The following is a 24,060-nucleotide window of genomic DNA, read 5'->3' as shown; positions in this document are numbered from 1 at the left end:
CCTAGAGGGAGAGAACCATGAACCAGTGGAAATGGATTGCGGCGATCGGCGTGCTGACGGCTTCGGTTTGTGTCTTGATCGGAATGGGCGGATGCACGACGACCTATGAAAAGGTGACGCGCCCGGATGGAACCACCGTCGAGCATTGGGAAATCGAGTTCCGGCCCAACATGCTTCCGAACCTGTTGAACTACGACGTGCACTACTACGGCAAAACGCAACAGGGGCTTCCGATCAAGGAATGGGTGCCCAAGCATGGAGGGGAGAGCCTCTATGAAGTCGAGGGCAAGTTCTTCGCCAAGAAGCCGACCGCGAAGCCGCCCGTGCTGACGGCGCGGCAGCCTTCCGGCGAAGTGGACGAGTTCGAGGCGGAGGCCGTCGGCAGCGGCGAGTTCAGCATTTCCGCCGATTTCCTGGCGGACACCGCGGAGCTCTTCGAGCGGATGGAGGGCACGGAGCAGTGGCAGATCATCGTCGGCGGCGACCTGGAGAGCGTCGTCCGGGCGGCGCTGCGACGCGGACTCGGCGCGATGGATTTCGAGAACGAGTTCGGCACGTGGAGCATCCGCGTCGATGCGCCGATTCCCGTCGTGGTCACGCGGCTCAACGGCGAAATCCTCGACGTCCGATGGTGCGGGCCCCTGGGCAAGCCTGCGCTGGAGACGAGCATCCATCAGCGCTGTCGCTAGAGCATTCGAGGGAGGTCCCGGCGGGGGCGCAAGCCTCCGCCGGGATGATCGAGCGGTATGCTCATCGCGTGGTGACGAGCCCGAATCAACCGGTCATTGCCCTCGAGTGCATCTCGAAGGTGTACGGGAACAGCACGCATGCCCTGCGTGACGTCGCGCTGACTGTCGGAGCGGGGGAGATCTTCGGACTGCTGGGACCCAACGGCGCGGGCAAAAGCACACTGGTGAAGGTGCTGTTGACCGTGGTCCGGCCGACGGTGGCGCGGGGCCTCATGTTGGGGCGGCCGATCGGCGACAAGAAGACGCTCGCCCGAATCGGATATCTGCCCGAGCAGCACCGGCTGGCGCCCTATCTCACGGCGCGGCAGGCGGTGGAGTTCGTGGCTGCGCTTTCGGGTGTCGAGCGCGCTGCAAGGAAAAAGCGCACCGCCGAGCTGCTGGAGCGCGTTGGGCTCCGCAATTGGATGGATAAGAGGGTCAATGTCTTCTCCAAGGGCATGCGGCAGCGGGCGGGCCTGGCCGCGGCCCTGGTGAATGATCCGCAGATTGTCTTTCTTGACGAGCCCACCGACGGCGTGGATCCGGTCGGCCGCGTGGAAATCCGTGACTTGCTGATCCAGATGCGCAGCGAGGGCCGAACCGTGTTCCTCAACAGCCATCTGCTGGGCGAGGCGGAGCAGGTCTGCGACCGCGTGGCCATTCTGGTGCAGGGCCGTGTGGTGAAGCAGGGCAGCCTGGTCGATCTGCAAGGCGAAGGTTCGCGGCAGGAACTGACCGTGCGCTGGGTCTCCAGCGACGCCAAGCCCCTTCCCTTCCGAGGCATGACCATCGCCCCGGCGCCGACGGGCAACGGGACGCATCAATATGTGTTCGGCGACCTGGACGCAGCAGCGGTGCAGCCGGCGCTGGACGCGGTGCGCGTCGCAGGCGGCGAGATCGTGGCCCTGGTGCCGATGCGCCAGGGACTCGAAGAACTCTTCATGAAGGTCGTCGTCGATCCCGCCACGGGGCGGGCCCCGCCGCCGGGAGCCGGATCATGACGGCATTCCTGGCAATCCTGGTGGACGGATACCGCGAGCTTGTCGCCAAGAAATTGTTCATGCTCTCGATGATCCTGTCGCTGCTGGTGGTGGCGGTCTTCGGCGTCGTCGGATTGAACGAGCGCGGCGTGACCATCTTCTGGTACACGCTCGAGCTTCCAATCTTCAATTCAAACACCTTCACGACCGCCGAGTTCTACAAGATCATGTTCAACAATCTGGGGGTGAAGTTCTGGCTGGGCTGGCTCGCCTGCCTGCTGGCCCTGGTGAGCAGTGCCGGCATGTTCCCCGAGATGGTCTCCAGCGGCGTGGTCGAAAACATGCTGGCACGGCCCGTGCCGCGGTGGCGGCTCTACATCTACAAATTCACAGCGGGACTGCTCTTCACGGCGCTGCAGGTGGCGGCCTTCTGCCTGGCCAGTTTCCTGGTGATCGGCATCCGCGGCGGCGCCTGGGAGCCCGGGCTCTTCCTGGCGATTCCGCTGGTGACCCTGCTCTATTCCTACCTCTTCGCGATGAGCGCGCTGCTGGGCACGGTGACGCGCTCCGGAATCGCGGCGCTGCTGCTGACCATCCTCTTCTGGGGATTCTTGTTCTTGATCAACTCGGCGGAGTCGATCGTCAACGGCTTCCGCATCGCCCAGATGGAGGAGTGCAAGGCGATCGAGACGATGAAGGTGAAGCGCAAGGCCGTCAACGCCGAGGTCGATGTCTCCGACCTGGACGCCGAGCTCGAGCGCGACCAGTCGACGCTGGCCAATCTGCAGTATTGGCATCGCATCGTGTTTGCCTTCAAGACCATCCTGCCCAAGACCGACGAGACCACCTCGCTGATTCAGCGCTGGACTTTGGAAGCCTCCAACATGAAGGATTTCAGCGACGACAACGAGGAGGAGGCGGCCGTCGAGACCCAGAAGAACCAGCGGCGACGGGGCAGGGGGGGATTCGGGAACACCCGGGCCAAGGACAGCATGGTGATCGCGGCGATCGAGGAGGACCAGCGCTCGCGCAGTGTCTCCTGGATCGTGGGCACCTCCGTCCTCTTCGAGCTGGCCACGATTGGGCTGGGCTGCCGGCTCTTTGCCAAGCGTGATTTCTAGCCGCGCGGTCGCGATTTTCGAAATCGAACTGGAATCAGGCGTTGGATCGACCAAGCTCGGCGGCGCGATCGCGCGCGGCTTGGGCGGCGCGATGGATGAGCTGCGTGAATTCCCCGGACTCGAAGACCGCCAGCGCCGCCGCGGTGGTTCCATTGGGGCTGGTGACGCTCGCGCGCAGCGCCGCGGGATCGATCCGCCCCGACGCGACGCTTTTTGCCACGCCCTGCAGCACATCCAGCGAAAGGCTCTTGGACACGTCGGCGGGAAGTCCAAGCCGGACTGCCGCGCGCTCCATCGCCTCGATGAAGAGGCAGAGGTAAGCGAGACCCGAACTGGAGATCGCTGTCGCCGCGTCGAGATGGGTTTCGTGGAGCAGCTCGACCCGTCCCACGGACTCGAAGAGTTTCACGGCGAAGTCGCGCGAAGCAGGGGGGCAGGATTCCGGAATCGAAAGCGCCGTGACTGCGGCGCGGACCTCTGCGGCCACGTTGGGCATTGCCCGGATGACGTGGGCAACGTTCAGGCGCTGTGCGAGTTGTCCGCAGCTCCAACCGGCCATCACGCTGATCACCGTGGCCTGCGGTCGCGGCACAATTCTCGGCGCCAGCTCGTTGAAGAACTGCGGCTTGACCGAAAGCAGCAGCGCGTGGGCGCTCCGCGCGCACTCTTCGACGCCGGCGAGCTTCAACCCCAGCGACTTCGCCTCGGCCATGCGCCGGTCGCTGCGGGCCCAGACCACGATCTCGCCCGCGCTCAAAAATCCCGTGGCCAGGCAGCCGCGCACCAGCGCCGAGGCGAGCTTGCCGAAGCCCAGAACCGCAAGACGGCGTGCGGCGGCGCCGTGCGAGTCCTGCTCATGCGGCGCGGTGGAGTTGGGCATTCCTGTATTGTGCCTTCGAATGCAACATTGTGCTGTGGTTCAACCGAATGGCTCGCGCGCCCTTCATTCGACTTTCCACATGGGGCGGGCTATTTTCAACCGCTTGCACGCCGAGATCCGCTCTTGAAAAAGTCCCCGCCACCAACCGGCTTCACGCAGCACGATCTGCCCTGTGGGACAAGCTGGCTGCGTCCTGAGTGGGTGAAACCCATCGCGCAAGCCCTCGTTGGCTCGACCGGACCGCTCATCGAGCTGGCTCGCGCCTCCGCGGGCAGTCAAGAATTTCGTGGCCGCGGGGCAGTGGCCTCGTGGAAGTCTCCGGCGCTCGCGCGGACCCTGGTGGTGCGCCGCTGCTGCCACGGCGGATGGTGGCGGTTCTTCGCGGGTGACCGTTATGTTGGGGAGCACCGTGCGAAAATCGAGATCCAGAACTCCGATCTCATCCGCCAGCTTGGCATTGCCACTCCGGAAATCGTCGGCGTCGCCTTCTACACGCTGGGCCCCTTTCTTCGCATGGACTTCATCACGGTCCTTGTGGAGAACAGCGAGGATCTGATCGCGTTTCTGGCCCGCCGGCCATCGCCGCAGCAGCATGCGCGGGCGATCGCAGCGGTTCGCACCTTGCTTGAGCAATGCGCTGCCAGCGGCCTGCGCCACCGCGACCTCAACGCTCGAAACATTCTCCTTTCCCACAAGGACGACTCGGTGATCGCCCATGTGCTCGACGTGGAGGACGTGACCTGGAGTCCCGACCAAGTCGCGAGGACACGAGTGGCCAACCAAGCACGACTCGCGCGTTCGCTGCGAAAGCGCGCCCGGCATGGCGATCTGCCCATGACGGCGGAGCAAGTCTCGTCGCTGATCTCCGAAGTGGAGGCCCGCGCATGAAACTCTCCGAGCAACCTCGCATCTGCATTGTCATGATGAGCGCGATCGGCGATGTGGTCCACGCGCTGCCGGTGGTCACGGCGATCAAGCGGCACCGGCCGCGGGCGCACATCACATGGATCCTGCAGGCGCCCGGCGCCGCGCTGGTGAGCGGCCACAAGGATGTGGACGAGATCCTGGTCTTCGACCGCAAGGCAGGCTGGCGCGGATTCTGGAATCTGCGCAAGCAGCTCAATTCCCGCCCCTTCGATCTGGTCATCAATCTGCAGTGCTACATGAAGGCCAGCATCATCACGGCACTCTGCCGGAGCCCGGTCAAGCTGGGATTTGACCGCGCCCGCGCCAAGGAGCTGAACTGGCTCTTCACCAACGCGAAGATTCCCGCGAAGCCGCTCAACCACGTGCAGGCGCACTTTCTTGAGTTCCTCGACGCCATCGAGGTGCCGTCCGAGCCGCTGCGCTGGAACATCGGACCGTGGCCGGAAGAGCGCGCCTGGCAGAGCGAGTTCTTCGCGGGCGTCGCGACGCCGCGGGTCGCCCTCGTCGCCGGCACCAGCAATCCCATGAAGGACTGGATGCCCGATCGCATGCGCGACCTCATCGACGCGCTGGCGGCGCAGGGCCTTCAATGCATTCTGGTCGGCGGCAATTCGCCGCGGGAAACGGCGCTGGGTGAAAAGCTCGCTGCAGAGTGCAAGCATCCGCCCATGAACGCGCTCGGCTCCGGCCTGCGCAAACTGGTTTCAATTCTCGACGGCTGCGATCTCGTCATCTCTCCCGACACCGGCCCGCTGCATCTTGCCGCGGCGCTGGGCAAACCGGTCATCGGTCTCTATGGCTACAACAGTCCGGCTCGCGTCGGTCCGTGGCGCAGCGATCCCAAACTTCTGGTGGACACCTATCACGAGCCCGGCGAGGCGCCGCAGATGACCTTCGCGCATCGCCAGGGCCGTATGGAGCGCATTTCCGTGCAGGATGTGCTCGATCGCGTTGCCCATTGGCGCGCTTCGAAGAGGTGAATTTGCTAGAATCGCTCCGATGTCCAAAGCAGGCCTAGTCACGCTGGATTTCGAGGAGGCGGTCGCCCAGATCGAGATCCAGATCGAGGCGATGGAGGCGGGAAACGATGCCGACCGCTTCGCCGACGAGTTGCGCACCATGCGCCAGGCCCGCGAAAGCCTGCTCACGAAAACCTACGCCAGCCTGACGCCCTGGCAAACCGTGCGCGTGGCCCGACATCCGCAGCGGCCGCAGACCCTGGACTACGTCCGCATGATCTGCCGCGACTGGTGCGAGCTGCACGGCGACCGGCGCTTCGGCGACGATCCGGCGATCGTGACCGGCTTCACCCGCATCGGCAGCCTGAAGTGCCTGGTCGTGGGCCACCACAAGGGCCGCACCACCGAGGAGCGGATCAAGTGCCGCTTCGGCTGCGCCAACCCCGAGGGCTACCGCAAGGCCCTGCTCAAGATGAAGCTGGCGGAGAAATTCAACCTGCCGATCGTGACCCTGATCGACACGCCCGGCGCCTATCCAGGACTCGACAGCGAGCAGCGCGGACAGGCGGAGGCGATCGCGGTCAATTTGCGCGAGATGAGCCGGCTGCGCACGCCGATCGTCTGCGTCGTCATCGGCGAGGGCGGATCGGGCGGCGCTCTGGGCATCGGCGTGGGCGACCGCATCGCCATGCTGCAGCACAGCTGGTACTCGGTGATCAGCCCCGAAGGCTGCGCCGCGATCCTCTGGAAAAAGGCCAACGAGCAGACCAACAACTCCGCGGCGCAGGCCCTGGCCCTGACCGCCGAGTGCAACTTGCGCAACGGATTGATCGACGCGATCATTCCCGAACCCAACGGCGGAGCCCACCGCGATCCCCAGGCGACCGCCGAGCGGCTGCAGGGTTGGGTGGTTGATTCCATCCGCGAGCTGCAGCACCTCGCCCCCGACACGCTGGTCCGTCTCCGCTTCGAGAAAATCCGCAACATCGGCTCGCACCAGGGCGGCACGGCGACCTGAAAAGGCGTCGGTTGACTTGGCAGGGCCAAACAAGGACAATCGCACACCCTTCAACGTGAAGAGAAAAAGCCGCGCTCCACTGCGAAGTCGGTTCAAAACACCTGCATAGAGGAATTTGTTGTGCCAAGCAAGAAGTCGAACAAGAAGCCCGCCAAGAAGAAGTCACCGGTTTCACAGGCCAAGAGCTCCAAGAAATCTGCGCACAAATCCAAGGTCACCGTGGTCAAGAGCTCGAAGATGGTCGCCAAGCCGGCCTACCCGTCGCCGCCGCCGACCAAGAAGCATCCCAACCGAGTGCCGCCGCCGCCCATCGGCAAGAACGCGCCGCGCCCCATGCCCAAGCAGATACCGCCCGAGGAGAAGGGCAAGCGCACGCCGAAGATCGACATGTCGACCGCACGATCGGTCGCCGCCACCGCGATCACGCAGAAGGCCGACCAGGCCGGGTACGTGGTGATCAACGGGCGCCGCGTCCGCATGCTCAGCAGCAAGGGCATGCCCAAGGGCAAGAAGAAGCGCCTGAAGCTTCCCGCCGGCGACCGCGAGAAGGCCGCCGAGGAGATTGACATCCTGAGCATCAAGACGCGACTGACGCCGAAGGAGCTCGCCGAGCACCGCGGCATCCTGATCACGCGGCGCAACGAATTGATCGGCCGTGTGGAGGGTCTCGAGGACGAGGCCCTGCGCTCCAACGGCGGCAATCTCAGCAACATGCCGCTGCACATGGCCGACGTCGGCACCGACACCTTTGACCAGGAGTTCGCCCTCAATCTCGCCGCGAGCGACCGCGTGAAATTGGCGGAGATCGACGAGGCCATCTCGCGCATCGACGACAAGACCTACGGCGTCTGCCAGCTCACCGGCAAGCCCATCCCCAAGGCTCGCCTGGACGCGAATCCCCTCGCCAAGTACACCGTCGAGGCGGCGCGCATGATCGAGCGAGGCGTGACTCGTTGAGCCCGGACGCGGAGGCAACCCCAACACCATTCGTGCCCGCGTGCCGGTCCCCGTCGGCGTGGCGGACTTTGTTGTTTGTGTTTGCGGCGGGGCTGACGATCGACCTCGCCTCCAAGAGCTGGGCCTTCCGCTGCGTCTCCGACCAGCCCATCACGCTCGCCTACGACGACATCGCGGGCAATCCTTCCTATCGGCTTCCTTTCCATGCGGGCGTCAAGGCGCTGCCGTGGGATCTGCTGGACTTTCGACTGGTCCTCAACCACGGCGCGGTCTTCGGCATGGGACAGCAGAACCGGATGGTCTTCATCGCCTTCACCATCATCGCGGTGATGGCGGCGCTCTGGATCTTCGGCTGGTGGACCGCCGCCAAGAACCGGGTGGCGCACATCGGCATCGGCCTGGTCCTCGCGGGGGGCATCGGCAATCTCTACGACCGCCTCGTTTATGGCGCGGTCCGCGACTTCCTCTTCATGACGCCGCGCTGGCATCTGCCCTTCGGGCTGCACTGGCCCGGCGGCAGCACCGAGCTCTTTCCGTGGATCTTCAATGGCGCCGACACCATGCTGCTGCTGGGCATGGCGATCCTGCTGATCAACGCGCAGCGCCGGGAGGAAACGCCAAAAGTTGCGAAGGATTCGGAAGCGCCTCCTGCTTCAGTGCAATAGCCTGCGCCAGCGTGAAGGGTCCGATGGCCGTGCGCCGAATCGAGAGGCAGTAGCCGCCACCGCCCAGGGCCGTGCCCAGATCGTGAGCCAGGCTTCGGACATAGAAGCCCTTGTCGCAGCGGATCGCCAGCCGCACGACCGGCCACTCGAAGGCAAGCATGGAAAGCTCGTGCACCGTCACCGGCTTGGCGGCGAGCGTGACCTTTTCTCCGCTGCGGGCCATGTCATAGGCGCGGCGCCCATTGATGCTCTTGGCGCTGAAGGAGGGGGGCATCTGCGGATAGGTGCCGATGAATTGCCTCAGCGCGGAGTGCACCTGGTCGGCGCTCGGGGCGGGCGAGCTGCGCAGTGACTCGACCCGCTCGCTTTCGGCGTCGAGCGTGGGGGTGGTGGCGGAAAGGTCGATCTCGGTCTCGTACTGCTTCTCCAGATCCATCAACGTGTTGATGCTGCGCGTGGCGGAGCCGACGGCGACGATGAGCACGCCCGTCGCCAGCGGATCGAGCGTTCCGGCGTGGCCCGTTCGCAGTCCGCCCATGCCGCGGCGGACCATCTCGACGGCGCGCATGCTGGTGATGCCCGCCGGCTTGTCGACGATCAAAATGCCGCTTGGGGAAGTGGTGGAGGGCTTGGACATGCGATGCCGGAGCCGCAGTCTAGGGTTGCGAGGGATTCAGGGCCGCGGAGGAAGTGCGCCCGCGGGCGCTTTCGTGATATCTTCCGCCAGGCTTCTGAGGCCGCAACACCGCCATGAACAGACTCATCCACGCGTCGAAAAACTTGCCGAGCCGGGTCGTTGGAGTGTCGATGATCGCGACCCTGATCCTGGCCGCCTGTCAATCGGCGCCGAAATCGGAGTCCACCCGCCAGCAAACCACGGACCTGATTCACGAAGCCGAGGGCAGCGGAACCATCGTCCTGGTGGTCATCGCCCTCATCGTGGCCTGGATGATCCTGCTGGGATTCGTCGGGCGCATCACCAAGATCAAGAATTCGTAGGCCCTGCCTATGAAATTCCAACGGACTTTCTACGAGCCGTGGTCCAGCAGACCGCTGGTGGTTCGGCGATTGGTCTGGTGGTGGCTGCTGCCCTTGTGCATTTCAGTGACAGGGGCGACGTGGGACGCATTTCAGGATCCCAACGCAAGAGTCGCGCTGCTCGCCGCGAATCCATCGCAATATTGGTTCAACGTGTACTTGCGGATTGGAATCTTGTGGGCCTCCATCATGATCGCACTCTTTGCCGTGTGGAAAGGATTGCGGCGGATCAAGCGGGCCTACGCCGCAGCGGACGGCCGCATCTGCACCGGCTGCCTGCACGATGTCAGCGGCCTTGGTGAAAGCGGCCTCTGCCCCGAGTGCGGACGACCTTTCGAGATCGCGGAGGATTGGCGCTCCTGGAAGCAGGCGGGAGTTGGAAAAAATCGAACCAAAGGTCTCGTTCATGAGTGATAATCCGATGACCAGCCAGCCTCTCCACGATCCGCAAGCCGAAGTGCTCGCCTTCCTCAAGGGCCGCTCGGTTCCCTGCCCTCGCTGCGGCCACGACCTCCGCGACATCAAGAGTGCCAAGTGCCCGGAATGCGGAGAGCCGCTGATCCTGAAGATCGGCACACCGCGGGCCCGCTTCGGATGGCTGGTGCTTGCCATGGCGCCCGGGTGTTTCTCGGGCGTGGCCGCTGTGTTCGTCATGATTCCGATCCTCGGGAACATCATCAACCGATCGGCTGTGGACAGAGGTGTGTGGGCGCTCATGATTGCCGACGGCTTCGGCATGCTCAGCGCGGCGTCGGTCTGGCTGATGTACCGCCACCGTCAACGGATCATGTCCTGGACGGCGCGCCGCCAGGGCGCTTTTGCTGGGGCCGTCTGGGGGGTCCACGCTCTGGTGCTTGCCCTGATTCTGCTCGCGCTGTGGCTGACGCAATAGTGCGTCGCCCGATCAGAAATTCACCTGCACTCCCAGCGTGGCGATGAACTGCGTGTCGTGCCCGCGGTTGAAGGCCGTGGTGTTGGTGCCCAGGAACATTTCCGATACCGCAGCATTGAGCGTCCACTTGCCATAGCGATCGCCGAAGGGAAGCGGGAGCGACGCCTTCACTCCCGTCTGGAAGAATCCGAAAGTGTTGTTGCTGCCGGCGGCGTTCTGATAGTAGTCGTGCAGGCTCAGGCCGACCGTTTGCGGAAAGCTCAAGGTCACCGGTGTCTTGTCCAGATCCAGCGTGAACCCCGGCGCGATGCCCATTTCAAGGTAGGAGCCGGGCTGGGTGCCGTTGGAGGCATTGGCTCCGGTTTCGATTCCCACCAGCGCGTAGGGATGCAGGGCGAACTTTCCGAGCAGATCGCTGTCGTCGTAGGCGAAGATGAAATCAAGTTCCTGCACGGTCTGGTAGGCGTTGCTGGGAGCCGTCAGAAAGGTGTAGGTGGTCGTGAAACTGAACTTTCCCTTGGTCAGCACGAAGCCGCCGATGAGGTCGCACTCGTACCAGTATTTCTGCAGGGCGCTGGTCTGCGTGCCGGCGTTCTGCCCGAAGCTGTTCCAGGTGGCCAGGATTCCGTCGATCTGCAGATCGTCCTGCTTGAATACGGTCACATTCAGCTTCAACGCAGGCTGGACGATGAGGCCCTGGTTCTGCTGCAGGATGCCGTGATAGAAGTAGGCGTTGGTGAAATCCAGGTTGAGCTGCAGGGCGAATGGACCCGCGTTCGTCGCGGGCGGCTGTGTCTTGCCGGGCTCCCCGTCGTCCGGCTTGGGCTTGGTCGTCGCGACGATTTCCTCGTTGGGTGCCAGCGAGTCCTGAGCGTTCACGGCGCTGGCGATAAGCACGAACACGGCCAGCCAGATGAAGGCTGCGACACCCCAAAACAAACTCGAGTCAACGGAATTGCGGATGCGTGAAGTATTCATGGCCATTCTCCTGCGGTTCGCGTCGCCGGCTCCCGCCTGCGGCACGGACTCAATGTGCGAGTGAGCAGTATGCACCGCAAACGGCACCATGTCGCTCAACGGAGCGCAAAATGACCCGTGCTTTGCATAAGCGGCGCATCAATACGGTGCGCGCCGAACCGAGATAGTCTTTATGAAATCCTTATGCGAGGCGCCCTGGAATTGATGTCGCATTGAGCGACAAGTCCGGTCAGGCGGTCCATACTCCAGCAATCACGGAAACTCACATGGACGACATCATCTACCTCGGAATTTTTCTTGCCTGCTGCGCCGCCACCTGCGGCCTGATCGCGCTTTGCCGGCGGCTCATGCCGCCGGAGTCGGGAGGCCGGCCATGACCTGGATCTACCTGATCGGCGCGATCGTGGCTCTGGGCCTGCTGGTCTACCTCACCTGCGCCCTTCTCAAACCGGAGTGGTTCCAATGACTCTCAATGGCACCCTGCAATTGTTGCTCTACATCGTCGCGCTTCTGGCCCTTGCCAAGCCGCTGGGCTGGTTCATGGCCCGCGTGTACGAAGGCAAACCCTGCGGACTCGGCTGGCTGCTGGGGCCGATCGAGCGGTTGGTGTACCGCCTGGGCGGGGTGCGCGCCGTCGATGAAATGAGTTGGAGGCACTACACGGTGGCGGTACTGGTTTTCAACGCGATCGGCTTTCTCTTTGTCTACGCACTGCAGCGGCTGCAGGGAATGCTGCCGCTGAATCCGCAGGGATTTTCCGCGGTCACCGCTGATTCCTCCTTCAACACCGCGGTCAGCTTCGCCACCAACACCAACTGGCAGGGCTACGGCGGCGAAACCACGATGTCCTACCTGACTCAGATGCTGGCCCTGGGCGTGCAGAACTTCGTCTCCGCGGCGACCGGCATGGCGGTGCTGGTGGCGCTGATTCGCGGCTTGGCGCGGCGCTCGAGCCGGACCATCGGCAATTTCTGGGTCGACCTGACCCGCAGCACGCTGTACATCCTGCTGCCGCTGTCGATCGTGCTGGCGGTTGTGCTGGTTTCGCAGGGCGTGGTGCAGACATTCAAGCCCTATCAATCGGTGACTTTGACCCATGCGCTGAGCTACGACAATCCAGTGAAGGACGCGGACGGGAACGCCGTCAACGGATCGGACGGGAAGCCGCAGACCACGTCGGTTGCGGTCGCCGACCAGACGCTGCCACTTGGCCCGGCGGCGTCGCAGATCGCCATCAAGCAACTGGGCACCAACGGCGGCGGATTCTTCAATGTGAATTCGGCGCATCCCTTCGAAAATCCGACGCCGCTGTCCAACTTCCTCGAGGTGCTGGCGATCCTTGTCATTTCCGGCGCGTTGTGCTGGACCTTCGGCGAAATGGTCGGCGACCGGCGGCAAGGCTGGGCGGTGCTGGCGGCGATGACGGTCATATTCGTGGCGCTCCTGCTGCCCTGCGTCATCGCCGAGCAATCCGGCAATCCGAAATTGACGGCGCTGGGCGTGGATCAGGCTTCCTCGGTTCTCCAGCCCGGCGGCAACATGGAGGGCAAGGAAGCCCGCTTCGGAATCGCCAACTCCGCGCTCTGGGCGACGGCAACCACCGCAGCTTCCAACGGCTCGGTCAACGCGATGCACGACTCCTTCACGCCGCTGGGCGGCCTGGTGCCGATGTGGCTGATGCAGCTCGGCGAGGTGGTCTTCGGCGGCGTCGGCTCGGGCCTGTACGGCATGCTGATGTTCGTCATTGTCGCGGTGTTCGTGGCCGGGCTCATGGTCGGCCGCACGCCGGAATACCTGGGCAAGAAAATCGAGCCCTTCGAGATGAAGATGGCCGCGATCGCGGTGCTGGTTCCCTGCGCCCTGGTCCTGATCGGCACGGCCGTCGCGGTGCTGCTGCCGCAGGGAACCGGCGGCACGGGCAATCCGGGCATGCACGGATTCAGCGAAATCCTTTATGCATTTTCCTCGGCCAGCAACAACAACGGCTCGGCGTTCGGCGGATTGAGCGCCAACACGCCTTTCTACAACCTCGCGCTGGGGCTGTGCATGTTCTTCGCCCGCTACTGGATCATCGTGCCGGTGCTGGCGGTGGCCGGCTCGCTGGCGGCCAAGAAGTCCGTGCCGGTGACCGCGGGAACATTGCCCACCCACACGCCCGTCTTCGTGGTCATGCTGATCGCCGTGGTCATCATCGTCGGCGCGCTGACTTTCGTTCCGGCCCTGGCGCTGGGGCCGATCGTCGAACACCTCGCGATGTCGCATTGAGCAAGGAGACGCCATGGAAGCCAAACCCACAATGTTTCACTGGCCGCTGGTGCGGCAGGCCATCATCGACGCGCTGCTGAAGCTTGATCCGCGGACGCAGGTCCGCAACCCGGTCATGTTCGTCGTCTGGGTGGTGAGCATCATGACCACGTTGCTGGGAATCCAGGCGGTGGTGGGGCGCGGCGAAGCGCCGGCGGCGTTCATCTTCTGGATCTCGATCTGGCTCTGGTTCACGGTGTTGTTCGCCAACTTCGCCGAAGCCATGGCGGAGGGCCGCGGCAAGGCCCAGGCGGCGGCGCTGCGGCGCACCCGCCGCGATGTCATGGCCAAGAAGCTGGCCGCGTCACGGCGCGATGCGGAGCAATCACTCGTTTCCGGCGCGCTGCTGCACAAGGGCGATGTCGTCCTGGTGGAAGCCGGCGACATCATTCCGGGCGACGGCGAGGTCATCGAGGGCGTGGCTTCCGTGAACGAATCGGCGATCACCGGCGAGTCGGCGCCGGTCATTCGCGAGGCCGGAGGTGACCGCTCGAGCGTCACCGGCGGAACCACGGTGCTGTCGGACTGGCTCATCGTGCGCATCGCGGCCGATCCCGGCGAAACGTTTCTGGACCGCATGATCGCGCTGATCGAGGGGGCCAAGCGCCAGAAGACTCCCAATGAAATCGCTCTGGACATTCTGCTGGCCAAGCTGACGATCATTTTCCTGCTGGCCTGCGTCACGCTGCTGCCCTACTCGATCTACGCGGTGCAAACCGCCGGAAGCGGGGCTCCCGTCACGGTCACCGTGCTGGTGGCGCTGCTGGTCTGCCTGATTCCGACGACCATCGGCGGACTGCTCTCCTCGATCCGCATCGCCGGCATGGACCGCCTGGTGCAGGCCAATGTCATCGCCACCAGCGGCCGCGCGGTCGAGGCGGCGGGCGACGTGGATGTGCTGCTGCTGGACAAGACCGGCACCATCACGCTGGGCAACCGCCAGGCCAGCGCGCTGTTCGCCGCCGAAGGCGTCAGCGAGGACACGCTCGCCGACGCCGCACAGCTGGCGTCGCTCTCGGATGAAACGCCGGAAGGTCGCAGCATCGTGGTGCTGGCCAAGCAGAAGTATGGGCTGCGCGAGCGCGACATTCACAAGCTCGGAGCCACCTTCACACCGTTCTCGGCCACCACCCGCATGAGCGGCGTGAATCTCAACGGCCGCCAGATCCGCAAGGGCGCCGCCGACGCGATCCAGGCGCATGTCACGCGCCTAGGCGGGGAGTTTCCCCCTCTCATCGGCCGGTGCGTCGATGAAATCTCCCGCCGCGGCAGCACGCCGCTGGTGGTCTCCGACGGCGCCAAGGCGCTGGGCGTCATCGAACTGAAGGACATCGTCAAGGGCGGCATCAAGGAGCGCTTCGCCGAGCTGCGCCGCATGGGCATCAAGACGGTCATGATCACCGGCGACAATCCGGTCACCGCCGCCGCCATCGCGGCCGAGGCCGGGGTGGACGATTTTCTGGCCCAGGCGACCCCGGAAAACAAGCTCAAGCTCATTCGCGAGTATCAGAAGGGCGGTCGCCTGGTGGCCATGACCGGCGACGGCACCAACGACGCGCCGGCGCTGGCCCAGGCCGACGTCGCGGTGGCCATGAACACCGGCACGCAGGCGGCCAAGGAGGCCGGCAACATGGTCGACCTGGATTCCAATCCGACCAAGCTGATCGAGATCGTGCAGATCGGCAAGCAGCTGCTGATGACGCGCGGCGCGCTGACCACCTTCAGCATCGCCAACGACGTGGCCAAGTATTTCGCCATCATTCCGGTGGCCTTCGCCGCGACCTATCCGCAACTGGCGGCGCTGAACATCATGGGGCTCAATCCCGCCTCGGCGATCCTCTCCGCGGTCATCTTCAACGCGCTGATCATTGTGGCCCTGATTCCGCTGGCCCTGCGCGGGGTGAAGTACAAGGCCGTCGCGGCTTCGCTGCTGCTGCGCAACAATCTGCTCATCTATGGATTGGGCGGGCTTGTGGTTCCCTTTGTCGGCATCAAGGTGATCGACTTGATCGTGTCCCTGTTCGTCGGAGGAGGCCCAGCATGATCGTCGTACTTCGCCCCGCCCTGGTTCTCTTTGTCCTGTTGAGCGTCCTGACCGGCATCATCTATCCGTTGGCGATCACCGGCGTCGCGCAGGCGGTGTTCCCGCATCAGGCCAATGGGTCCCTCATCCGGCGCGGGGACGTGGTGGTGGGCTCCGAGCTGATTGGCCAGGATTTCAGCGGCGATCCCCGGTACTTCTGGGGCCGCCCGTCGGCGACGAGTCCAGTGGCCGACACGGCCTACAACGCCGACAAATCAACCGGTTCCAGCGGCAGCAATCTTGGGCCAACCAACCCGGCGCTGATCGACGCGGTGAAGTCGCGCATCGACGCGCTGCATGCGGCGGACGCGGCGGTGGGTTGCCAGCGCGCCACGGCAGGCGGGGTTCCCGTCGACCTGATCACTTCCTCGGGCAGCGGGCTCGATCCGCACATCTCGCCGGCCGCCGCCGAGTACCAGGTTCCGCGCGTGGCGCGGGCACGCAAGCTTTCCGAGGACGCGTTGCGCGAGCTGCTGCGCCGTCACACGCAACCGCGGCAGCTCGGCGTGCTTGGCGAGTCCGTGGTGAACGTGCTGGACCTCAATCTCGCTCTCGATCAGATGAAGCAAACTGAACCGATACGATGATGGGCGATGGCTGAATCCCGCCCCGATCCCGAACGACTGCTGGCCCAGGCCCAGCGCGAAGAGTCGCGGGCCGGGCGCGGCCGATTGAAAATTTTCCTGGGCATGGCCCCGGGCGTGGGCAAGACCTACGCCATGCTGTCGGCGGCGCATCGCATGGCCGCGGAAGGCCACGACGTCGTCATCGGCGTGGCGGAGACCCACGGCCGCACCGAGACCGAGCAGATGCTGCTTGGCCTGGACATTATTCCGCAGCGCCAGCTGGAGTATCGGGGCGTGAAACTGCGCGAGCTGGACCTGGACGCGGCGCTCTCGCGCAAGCCTGAGATTCTCATCGTGGACGAACTGGCCCACACCAATGCTCCGGGCAGCCGCTTCGAGAAACGCTGGCAGGACGTGCAGGAACTGCTCGACGCCGGCATCCACGTCTTCAGCACGTTGAACATCCAGCATGTGGAAACGCTCAACGACGTGGTGGCCCAGATCACCGGCGTCAAGGTGCACGAGACGGTTCCGGATTCGGTGGTGGAGCTGGCTGACGAAATCGAACTGGTGGATCTGCCGCCGGACGCGTTGATTGAGCGGCTGAAGGCCGGCAAGGTGTACGTGCCGGAGAGCGTCGGCCATGCGATCGAGTCCTTCTTCCGCCGCAGCAACCTGGCGGCGCTGCGCGAACTGGCCTTGCGCCACGCCGCCGAATGGGTCGAGCGCCGCATGCACGAGTACAAGAGCGAGCAGGGGGTGCGCGTCGTGTGGCCGGCGGTGGATCGCATCATGGTGTGCGTGAGCCCGGCGCCCAGCTCCGCCGACATGGTCCGCGCCGCCAAGCGGATGGCCGCCGGGTTGCGCGCCGACCTGATCGCGGCCTACATCGAGACGCCGCGCACGGCGCGGCTGCGCCACGCCGACCGCGAGCGCGTGCTCGAGACGCTGCGGCTGGCGGAGAGCCTTGGCGCCGAGACCACGATTCTGAATTCCCCGGCGCGGCATCGCGACGCCGCCAGCGAACTGGTTGCCTACGCGCGAACCCGAAATGTCACCCAGATCGTGCTGGGCAAGACCGGGCGCTCGCGGCTGCGGACGGCGTTGTTTGGAAGTTTCATGGACGAAGTCATCCGCCGCAGCGGCGAGATGCACGTGCACGTGATCCGCGGCGACGCAGACAAGGACGTGCCCGAGCGCCTGCTGCGCCGACGTGGAGCGCACTCGGGCGGCGTCCCGGTCGCTGCGTGGGGCGAGGGGGGAATCCGCTGGATGCAGCACGTGGGCGCCCTGGCGATCGTCGCCGCGGCGACCGCCATCGCCATGGTCGTCGACCGTCCGCCCGACCTCTCCGAGGTGTCGATGATCTATGTGGTCGGCGTGCTGATGATTGCGTGGCGATTCGGCCGCCGGCCCTCGGTGGTGGCCGCGGTGGCCAGCGCGCTGGCGTTCAATTATTTCTTTACCGAGCCGCGTTACTCGTTTCTGATCAGCGATCCCAAATACGTGATCACGTTCGTCACCCTGCTGATCACCGGACTGCTGGTCGGATCGCTGGCTTCACGGATGCGCGATCAGGCGGAAAATTCCCGTCAGCGCGAGCGCCGAACTTCGCTGCTCTACTCGATGTCGCGGGAGTTGATGGGCACCGCCGATCGCCAGCACGCCGGCCAGATCTCCGCCAAGCATCTCAGTGACACCTTCGACGCGGATGTCGCCATCATCGGCCGCTTCAGCGGCGACGCGGCGCACTTCGACCTTCTGGCCACGCAGGGGCTGCCGGACTGGCTCAACGACCGCGAGCGCGGGGTGGCGCGGTGGAGCTACGACCACGGGCAGGTGGCGGGCCTGGGCACGACGTCGCTTCCCGGCGCGGCGGGACGCTACCTGCCGCTGACCACCCATGAGGGCAAATTCGGAGTGCTGGCTTTGCGGCCCCGCGACCCGGCGGCCCTCACCGCGACGCCGCAGCTTCTCCTTCTGGAAGCGTTCGCCGACCAGATCGCCGTCGCCCTGGAGCGGGTCACCCTGCGCGACGCCCAGCAACGCGCCGAGGTCGACGCCGAGCGCGAGCGACTCCGCAGCGCGCTGCTTTCGTCGGTGTCCCATGATTTGCGCACGCCGCTGGCCGGCATCGCCGGGTCGGCCAGCACGCTGCTGGCCGACGATCTCGCCCTGGACCCTCGCCTGCGCCGCGAGTTGACTCAGGGCATTGTCGACGAGGCGCAGCGGCTGAACGACCTGATCGGCAACCTGATGTTCGCCACGCGCTTGGAAAGCGGCATCGAGATCCGGAAGGAGTGGACCACCATCGAGGAGATCGTCGGCACCGGACTGGCCCGCCACCGCGAGGCCCTGGCCCGGCGCCCGTTCAAGACCGTGATTCCCCGGGACCTTCCCATGATTCGCGGCGATCCCGCGATGCTGTCGCAGGTCCTGTTCAACCTCGTCGACAATGCGCTGCGCTACACCGACGATGGAACACCGATCGAGATTTCCGCGTGGCGCACCGACAATACGGTCATTGTCAGCGTTGCCGACCAGGGCTCGGGCCTGGAGCCTGCGGAATTCGGCAAGGTGTTCGAGCGGCTCTACCGCGGCCGGGCCGCCCGCCAGGGGTCGCGCGGCGGCATGGGTCTGGGGCTGACGATTGCCGAGGGAATTGTCAAGATCCACGGCGGGCGCATCTGGGTCGAGCCCAACAAGCCGCACGGAGCGGTCTTCCTGGTCGCGCTGCCCGTGGAGCTGCCGCAGCCCAATGTCCCGCGCGACTTCGAGGGCGCCGCCGCGCCGGCCAGTGATGCCGCGCTCTCCGATGCGGAAATTGCCTCCCGGCAGATTCCCAACCCATGACCGACGTCGCCGCCAACGCTCCGCTGGTCTTGGTCATCGAGGATGAGCCGCCGATCCGCCGCTTCCTTCGGGCCACGCTGACGGCCAACGGATTTCGCGTCAATGAAGCGGGCACGGCGCGGGAGGGCGTCATGCAGGCGGGCATGCAGCCGCCGGATGTCATCATCCTGGACCTGGGTCTGCCGGACGCGGACGGCCTGGAAGTGACGCGGCAGATTCGCGGCTGGTCGACCGTGCCGATCATCGTGCTTTCGGCGCGCGGACAGGAGCAGGACAAGGTCAGCGCCCTGGAGCAGGGGGCCGATGACTATCTCACCAAGCCGTTCAGCGTGGGCGAATTGATCGCACGGATCCGCGTGGCCCTGCGGCATGGCGCGCGGATCGCGGGGCAGGATGTGAATCCGGTGTACCAATGCGCGCGGGGCGGTCGCACGCTGCGAGTCGATCTGGCTCGGCGCCGCGTGCAGATGACGGGCGCGGCGGCGGGCGGCGTGGATCGCGAAGTGTCGTTGACGCCCACCGAGTTCAAGTTGCTGGCGCTGCTGGTCAGGCACGCGGGCCGAGTGCTCACGCACAAGCAGATCCTGACCGAGGTGTGGGGCCCCGTCCATGCGGATGATGTTCAATACCTCCGCGTCTACGCCGGCCAGTTGCGGCAGAAACTGGAGGCGGATCCGGCGCAGCCGCAGTTTCTGGTGACCGAGGCGGGCGTGGGGTATCGCCTGGCCGAAGCCGCGGATTCCCCGTGATTTCCGCAGTCATTTGACAAGCCTATGGATGTTCGTACTTTGTTCGGGTATGGACCCGGAGGACTTTTTATATCGCGACGGACTGCCGACCGGCCCGGCGCACAAGCGCGGAGCCGGGCTCAATCCCGGCAACCGCTTTGAAAGCGTCCGACTGCATGTGCTGGGGGAGGAACTCGACCGGCAGATGATCGAGCGGGAGGGCGAGGATGGCTCGCCGCAGCGAGTCCAGCGCCAGGTGTTCAATGATCGGACCAAGCGCATCATCAACCGGGTTTCCAGGACCGCCGACGTGCCCTTTGACTGGTCGCTGAATCCCTATCGCGGCTGCGAGCATGGATGCATTTATTGTTTCGCCAGGCAATACCACGAATACCTCGGCTTCAGCTGCGGGCTGGACTTTGAAACAAAATTGATGGCCAAGCCCGACGCGCCCGCGCTGCTGCGCAAGGAGCTGGCGGCGCCGAGCTGGCGTGCCGCGCCGCTGGTCATGTCGGCAAGCACGGACATCTACCAGCCGATCGAGCACAAGATGCGCATCGCGCGCCAGTGCCTGGAAGTGCTGGCCGAGTGCGGGCATCCGGTGACGACGATGACCAAGAGCGCCCTGGTGCTGCGCGACGTCGATCTCTGGTCGCGGCTGGCCAGGATCAACGCGGGGCGCGTGACCATCACGCTGGTCACGCTGGACGCGGACCTGGCCCGCAAGCTGGAGCCGCGAGCGTCGGCGCCGGCCAGCCGACTGCGGGCGATCCGCGAATTGAGTGCGGCGGGGGTGCCGGTTTCCGTCAACGTTGCGCCGATCATCCCCGGTCTGACGGACGCGGAACTGCCGCGGATTCTGGAGGCGGTGGCCCACGCCGGCGCGCGAAGGGCGGCGTGGGTGCTGCTGAAACTTCCCTACCAGATCAAGGATCTGTTCCTGGATTGGCTGCAGCGCAACGTGCATCCCGATCGCGCAAAAAAAGTGGAGTCCCTGATTCGCCAGGCGCGAGGCGGCAAGTTGTTTGACGCTGGCGAAGGGCAGCGCCGCGGCCGCGGGCAGGGACCGATCGTGGCGCAGCTGGCCCAGACCTTCGATGTCTTCTCCCGCAAGTACGGCCTGAACCGCGACATCCGTCCGCTGTCCACGGCGCACTTTCGCAGGCCGGATGACAGCGGGCAATTGATGCTGTTCTAAAGAAAGTCCTTCGACCCACACGTCCAATGGTCAGCCCGACGGCTACATTGCGTCACGCTGCAGGCGGCCGCGCGGATCGAGTTCGCCGCAACGCAGGCTCGCTGTTCGCACAACTCGCGATTTGACAGGAGACTCCTCAATGCGCTTGCACACATTGCTCGTCACGGGGCTCGCATTCCTCGCAACACCCGGAATCCCCGTCGCGCTCTCGACGGCGTCGGCCCGCATAGCGCCTCCGCAGCAGACCTCGAGCGCACCCTCGGCGCAGCCGGACGAGTGGCGCGAGTTGGATGGCGAGTGGATCTTTGTCGAAGACCGCACCGAGGGCCACACCCTCGAGCAGCTGGGCCCACCCATGGCTTCAAAGTTCTCGATGCGCGTCGAGGAAGGCGCGGTCGTCCTGAACGGTCATGGGTCCGGGCACAAGGATGTGCGCGTCGCGCTCGATGGCTCGGTCACCGAAGTCGCGGGGGCGGGCAAGGACTCGACCGCGCGCTACCGCGGCGCGTGGAAGGACGGCACATTCGAGTACCAGGTCGAGTTCGTGCGTGCGCCGGGCAACGCGCCCGACGGGATCGGGTTGATCCGGAGGAGTTTCCGCGTCACGACCGACGGACTCCTCGTAAGCGTTGTGGTCGATCCGCCCGTGGGAAAGGAAGCGATCGGTCTCTACCGCCACGCGCAGGACATCGCCATGCCCGCGCCGGCCAAGGCCGCGATCGGTGATCTGTCCTGGCTGGCCGGCGCGTGGGTCGGAACGAGGAGTTCAGGGTCGTCGATCGAGGAGCGCTGGAGCCCGCCGCTGGGCGGCGCGATGCTCGCCGTGTCGCGCACCGTCAACACCAGCGGCAAGATGGGCGCGTTCGAGTACCTGCGCATCGTCGAGCGCGACGGCGGACTGGTGTACATCGCGCAGCCGGGCGGCGCCAAGCCGACCGAGTTCACGCTCACCGAACTGAGTCCAACCCGCGCCGTGTTCGAGAATCCGCGCCACGACTACCCGAAGCGCATCGTGTATGAGCTCTCGGCCGAGGGTGGCCTCAGCGCCACGATCGGCTTCGCCAAGGGTGGCAGCCCCCGGCGCTTCGAGTTCAAGCGCGAGGGCCGCTAGAGAACCGAGGCCGCACGGCCCACCCCTGAGTCATCGCAGACCATCCTCGATTTGGACGGGTGAAACGAAAAACCCGCTCGATGCATGCATCAAGCGGGTCTTCGTTGTCCTGAAAGTCGGGCTAGCGGGATTTGAACCCACGACCTTTTGACCCCCAGTCAAACGCGCTACCAAACTGCGCTATAGCCCGAAAAATGTCTCGGCGCGCCGGGCCGATCGCATGCAACGCGCAGAACGTGTTCAGCGCGAACCGTGAAAGCGGACAAGGTGGGATTCGAACCCACGATACGGTTACCCGTATACAGCATTTCCAATGCTGCTCCTTCAACCGCTCGGACACCTGTCCAGTGGAGCAACACTATAGCGAAGAGCACGGGTCGAAGTGGGGGTGCAATCAGCCGTTGTAGGGCTGCGGCGGCGGCTTGGGCACGGGCGCAACATCAGCCGGAGGCGCCATCGGCTTGGCCTCGGGAGCCGGAACGCCCCACGAATTCTCCGAGCGCCGGAAGAGATAGATCGCCCCCGGCGCCGAGCGGTCGCTCGGACCCGGCGCGGAGACCGCGATCATGTCGGCGGTGCAGGAGAGGGCCGCGCCCATGCGGCCGCCCTGGCGCGGCTTCGAGGGCAGCAGCTTGATCACGAATTCCTCGACGGGCGGATTCGATCCGGGGACGATCTGATAGACGTAGGTCGCGCCGACGAACGCCAATTCCTTGGTCGGCTTGAGCGGCGCCCCGATCACGAACTGCGTCGCCGCGATCCCGACCGCCGAGCCGAACGCATCGCAGCTCTGCCGGTCCAGCGCGGAGATAAATTGGATCTTGGACCAGGTCGCGTTGGCCTCATACTTGAAGATGGACACCGAGCCGTTGTTCAGCATGCTGTCCGCGCTTTGGTCCGGCGATCCGACAATGGCCACATTGCCCAGCACGCTCACCGCCCAGCCGAAATGGTTGCCCGGTCCGCGGTCGAAGTTGACGTGCACGTCGGAGGGATCCGAAAGCGACGCGATGTCCATGATCTGGCAGATCGGATTCATCGGCCAGCCCGTGCGGCGCCGCTGGAAGATGTAGGCGATGCCGCCCTCGGCCTGGTCCGCGGCGCGACCGTAGGCCGCGCCGACAATGAGCAGCGTTCCCCGCAGCGACATGGCGCCGCCGAATCGGGCGTTGCTGATGCTGGGATCGGGCGCCAGAGTGACGTTTTCGATCCACTGCCCATCCAGGTCGCGCATCCAGGTCGCGACGGCGCCATGGGCCATGGTCTGCTCGTAAGGCGCGAAAGGGGCTCCGGCCAGCAGCGTGTCATCGCTGATCGCGACCGTGCTGCCCATCAGTGAATCAGCGGGGATGTCCGCTCCCGAGTAGGTGCCCGCGAAGGTCCAGACATTCTCCATTTTTTCCCAGACGTGCACCGCGCCGATGCCGCGTTGCTTGTCCACTTCCTTGCGCGGAGATCCGACCGCGATGAAGCGGCCCGATTCGGAGATGGCCACGGCGGACCCGCACGCATCTCCGGGCGCGAGCTTCGGCGGCACCAGTTTGAGGGGCGGAGCGCCTCCCTCCGTCAGGTCGAAAACCCACGCGGCGCCGCCACCGACCGTGTTGGGGGCGCCGACCACCAGCGTGTCCAAAGCCAGCGCCACCGAGGCGCCGAATTGGTCGTCGACCTGATGCGAAGGCGATTCCACCACCTGGTTCTCGTTCGCCGTCGCGACGGGTTCCTCGATTGTCACCGGCCGCTGGATCGGATTGATCTCAGGGTGTCCCGTATCCCATGCGTAGGGGGGCGGCGGCTGGTACCGGTTGTTGCATGAAATCGCCACCGCGGCGGTCAGCAGCAGGACCGGAAGCGCCGCGAGCCGGCAAAAGATGGAGCGGTCGTCGCCCATTGCGTTGAGTCTATCGGCATCGCTCGCGCGGTTTCTTGCAAGAGTCCGCCGCAGGTGCTCGGCTATGCTTGGTGCATGCTCTTGCGCCGATCCTCGATCCTCAGGACCGCCGCCGCACTCGCGGCCCTTGCGGTGGTGTCGGCCCTGGCCATGTCCTTCGATGACGCAACTCCAACCGCGGAC

Annotated in this window: 23 protein-coding genes and 2 tRNA genes; 19 read left to right on the top strand and 6 right to left on the bottom strand. The window is 65.1% G+C overall.

What is annotated here, in order from left to right:
- Positions 1-17 precede the first annotated feature (17 nt).
- From K8R92_00380 to K8R92_00370, 3 genes are all read left to right on the top strand, one after another.
- Positions 18-689, top strand: a complete 672-nt coding sequence (locus tag K8R92_00380) for a hypothetical protein (GenBank protein ID MCE9618351.1) — start codon at positions 18-20, stop codon at positions 687-689.
- Between the two features lie 71 nt (positions 690-760).
- Positions 761-1,729, top strand: a complete 969-nt coding sequence (locus K8R92_00375) for an ABC transporter ATP-binding protein (GenBank protein ID MCE9618350.1) — start codon at positions 761-763, stop codon at positions 1,727-1,729.
- Positions 1,726-2,829: an ABC transporter permease gene (locus K8R92_00370; protein MCE9618349.1), complete on the top strand. Its 1,104-nt coding sequence runs from the start codon at positions 1,726-1,728 to the stop codon at positions 2,827-2,829. The genes K8R92_00375 and K8R92_00370 overlap by 4 nt, the downstream gene beginning before the upstream one ends.
- 34 nt (positions 2,830-2,863) lie before the next feature.
- Here K8R92_00370 and proC read toward each other — a convergent pair whose 3' ends face one another.
- Positions 2,864-3,709: a pyrroline-5-carboxylate reductase gene (gene proC, locus K8R92_00365; protein MCE9618348.1), complete on the bottom strand. Its 846-nt coding sequence runs from the start codon at positions 3,707-3,709 to the stop codon at positions 2,864-2,866.
- 123 nt (positions 3,710-3,832) lie between these two features.
- Here proC and K8R92_00360 point away from each other — a divergent pair, with 123 nt between their 5' ends.
- From K8R92_00360 to K8R92_00340, 5 genes are all read left to right on the top strand, one after another.
- Positions 3,833-4,597, top strand: a complete 765-nt coding sequence (locus K8R92_00360; GenBank protein MCE9618347.1) for a phosphotransferase — start codon at positions 3,833-3,835, stop codon at positions 4,595-4,597.
- Positions 4,594-5,616: a glycosyltransferase family 9 protein gene (locus K8R92_00355; GenBank protein ID MCE9618346.1), complete on the top strand. Its 1,023-nt coding sequence runs from the start codon at positions 4,594-4,596 to the stop codon at positions 5,614-5,616. The genes K8R92_00360 and K8R92_00355 overlap by 4 nt, the downstream gene beginning before the upstream one ends.
- Before the next feature lie 19 nt (positions 5,617-5,635).
- Positions 5,636-6,613, top strand: a complete 978-nt coding sequence (locus tag K8R92_00350) for an acetyl-CoA carboxylase carboxyltransferase subunit alpha (protein ID MCE9618345.1) — start codon at positions 5,636-5,638, stop codon at positions 6,611-6,613.
- A 477-nt stretch (positions 6,614-7,090) separates the two neighbouring features.
- The gene (locus K8R92_00345) at positions 7,091-7,570 is read left to right on the top strand and encodes a TraR/DksA C4-type zinc finger protein (protein ID MCE9618344.1); all 480 of its coding nucleotides are present in this window, start codon (positions 7,091-7,093) and stop codon (positions 7,568-7,570) included.
- A 71-nt stretch (positions 7,571-7,641) separates the two neighbouring features.
- On the top strand, positions 7,642-8,235 hold the full coding sequence (locus K8R92_00340) for a signal peptidase II (GenBank protein MCE9618343.1): 594 nt from the start codon (positions 7,642-7,644) through the stop codon (positions 8,233-8,235).
- Here K8R92_00340 and truB read toward each other — a convergent pair.
- On the bottom strand, positions 8,162-8,872 hold the full coding sequence (gene truB / locus K8R92_00335; protein MCE9618342.1) for a tRNA pseudouridine(55) synthase TruB: 711 nt from the start codon (positions 8,870-8,872) through the stop codon (positions 8,162-8,164). The two genes, K8R92_00340 and truB, sit on opposite strands and share 74 nt — an antisense overlap.
- A 170-nt stretch (positions 8,873-9,042) precedes the next feature.
- On the opposite strand from truB, the gene K8R92_00330 reads away from it, so the two are divergent.
- The 3 genes from K8R92_00330 to K8R92_00320 are packed head-to-tail and all read left to right on the top strand — an operon-like array spanning position 9,043 to position 10,165.
- The gene (locus K8R92_00330; protein MCE9618341.1) at positions 9,043-9,234 is read left to right on the top strand and encodes a hypothetical protein; all 192 of its coding nucleotides are present in this window, start codon (positions 9,043-9,045) and stop codon (positions 9,232-9,234) included.
- 9 nt (positions 9,235-9,243) lie between these two features.
- A complete protein-coding gene (locus tag K8R92_00325) occupies positions 9,244-9,687 on the top strand; it encodes a hypothetical protein (protein MCE9618340.1) in 444 nt (147 codons plus the stop codon).
- On the top strand, positions 9,680-10,165 hold the full coding sequence (locus K8R92_00320) for a hypothetical protein (GenBank protein ID MCE9618339.1): 486 nt from the start codon (positions 9,680-9,682) through the stop codon (positions 10,163-10,165). The genes K8R92_00325 and K8R92_00320 overlap by 8 nt, the downstream gene beginning before the upstream one ends.
- 12 nt (positions 10,166-10,177) lie before the next feature.
- On the opposite strand, the gene K8R92_00315 is transcribed toward K8R92_00320, so the two are convergent.
- Positions 10,178-11,143 (bottom strand): hypothetical protein, encoded by a 966-nt coding sequence (locus K8R92_00315; protein MCE9618338.1) that lies wholly within the window; start codon positions 11,141-11,143, stop codon positions 10,178-10,180.
- Between the two features lie 373 nt (positions 11,144-11,516).
- Between K8R92_00315 and kdpF the strand changes: the two genes are divergently transcribed.
- The 8 genes from kdpF (at position 11,517) to K8R92_00275 (ending at position 21,986) form a co-directional block, all read left to right on the top strand.
- Positions 11,517-11,609, top strand: coding sequence for a K(+)-transporting ATPase subunit F (kdpF, locus tag K8R92_00310; protein ID MCE9618337.1), 93 nt, complete (start codon positions 11,517-11,519; stop codon positions 11,607-11,609).
- Positions 11,606-13,408, top strand: coding sequence for a potassium-transporting ATPase subunit KdpA (kdpA, locus tag K8R92_00305; GenBank protein MCE9618336.1), 1,803 nt, complete (start codon positions 11,606-11,608; stop codon positions 13,406-13,408). Before kdpF ends, kdpA begins: the two co-directional genes overlap by 4 nt.
- 31 nt (positions 13,409-13,439) lie before the next feature.
- Positions 13,440-15,491 carry a potassium-transporting ATPase subunit KdpB gene (kdpB, locus tag K8R92_00300; protein ID MCE9618335.1) on the top strand — a complete coding sequence of 684 codons (2,052 nt, stop codon included), beginning with the start codon at positions 13,440-13,442 and terminating at the stop codon, positions 15,489-15,491.
- Positions 15,488-16,117 carry a potassium-transporting ATPase subunit KdpC gene (kdpC, locus tag K8R92_00295; GenBank protein ID MCE9618334.1) on the top strand — a complete coding sequence of 210 codons (630 nt, stop codon included), beginning with the start codon at positions 15,488-15,490 and terminating at the stop codon, positions 16,115-16,117. The genes kdpB and kdpC overlap by 4 nt, the downstream gene beginning before the upstream one ends.
- Positions 16,118-16,123: 6 nt before the next feature.
- Positions 16,124-18,949, top strand: a complete 2,826-nt coding sequence (locus tag K8R92_00290; protein MCE9618333.1) for a sensor histidine kinase KdpD — start codon at positions 16,124-16,126, stop codon at positions 18,947-18,949.
- Complete coding sequence (locus tag K8R92_00285) at positions 18,946-19,698, top strand: response regulator (GenBank protein ID MCE9618332.1); 753 nt, start codon at positions 18,946-18,948, stop codon at positions 19,696-19,698. The genes K8R92_00290 and K8R92_00285 overlap by 4 nt, the downstream gene beginning before the upstream one ends.
- 49 nt (positions 19,699-19,747) lie before the next feature.
- Entirely contained in the window at positions 19,748-20,875 is a 1,128-nt protein-coding gene (locus K8R92_00280; GenBank protein MCE9618331.1) for a PA0069 family radical SAM protein, read from the top strand.
- A 694-nt stretch (positions 20,876-21,569) separates the two neighbouring features.
- Positions 21,570-21,986: a DUF6265 family protein gene (locus K8R92_00275; GenBank protein ID MCE9618330.1), complete on the top strand. Its 417-nt coding sequence runs from the start codon at positions 21,570-21,572 to the stop codon at positions 21,984-21,986.
- A gap of 116 nt (positions 21,987-22,102) precedes the next feature.
- Here the strand turns inward: K8R92_00275 and K8R92_00270 are convergent.
- The 3 genes from K8R92_00270 to K8R92_00260 all read right to left on the bottom strand — a co-directional run bounded on the left by K8R92_00270 (position 22,103) and on the right by K8R92_00260 (position 23,877).
- Positions 22,103-22,176: transfer RNA gene (locus K8R92_00270), tRNA-Pro, on the bottom strand.
- A 69-nt stretch (positions 22,177-22,245) separates the two neighbouring features.
- A tRNA-Ser gene (locus K8R92_00265) sits at positions 22,246-22,332 on the bottom strand.
- Positions 22,333-22,380: 48 nt separating this feature from the next.
- Complete coding sequence (locus tag K8R92_00260) at positions 22,381-23,877, bottom strand: FG-GAP repeat protein (GenBank protein MCE9618329.1); 1,497 nt, start codon at positions 23,875-23,877, stop codon at positions 22,381-22,383.
- Between the last annotated feature and the right edge of the window lie 183 nt (positions 23,878-24,060).

The organism is Planctomycetota bacterium (genome assembly GCA_021414025.1).
In the GTDB taxonomy this organism is placed as follows: domain Bacteria; phylum Planctomycetota; class Phycisphaerae; order Phycisphaerales; family SM1A02; genus SYAC01.
Note: the sequence above shows the minus strand (reverse complement) of the source record. Positions and strands in the feature narration are given on the sequence as shown.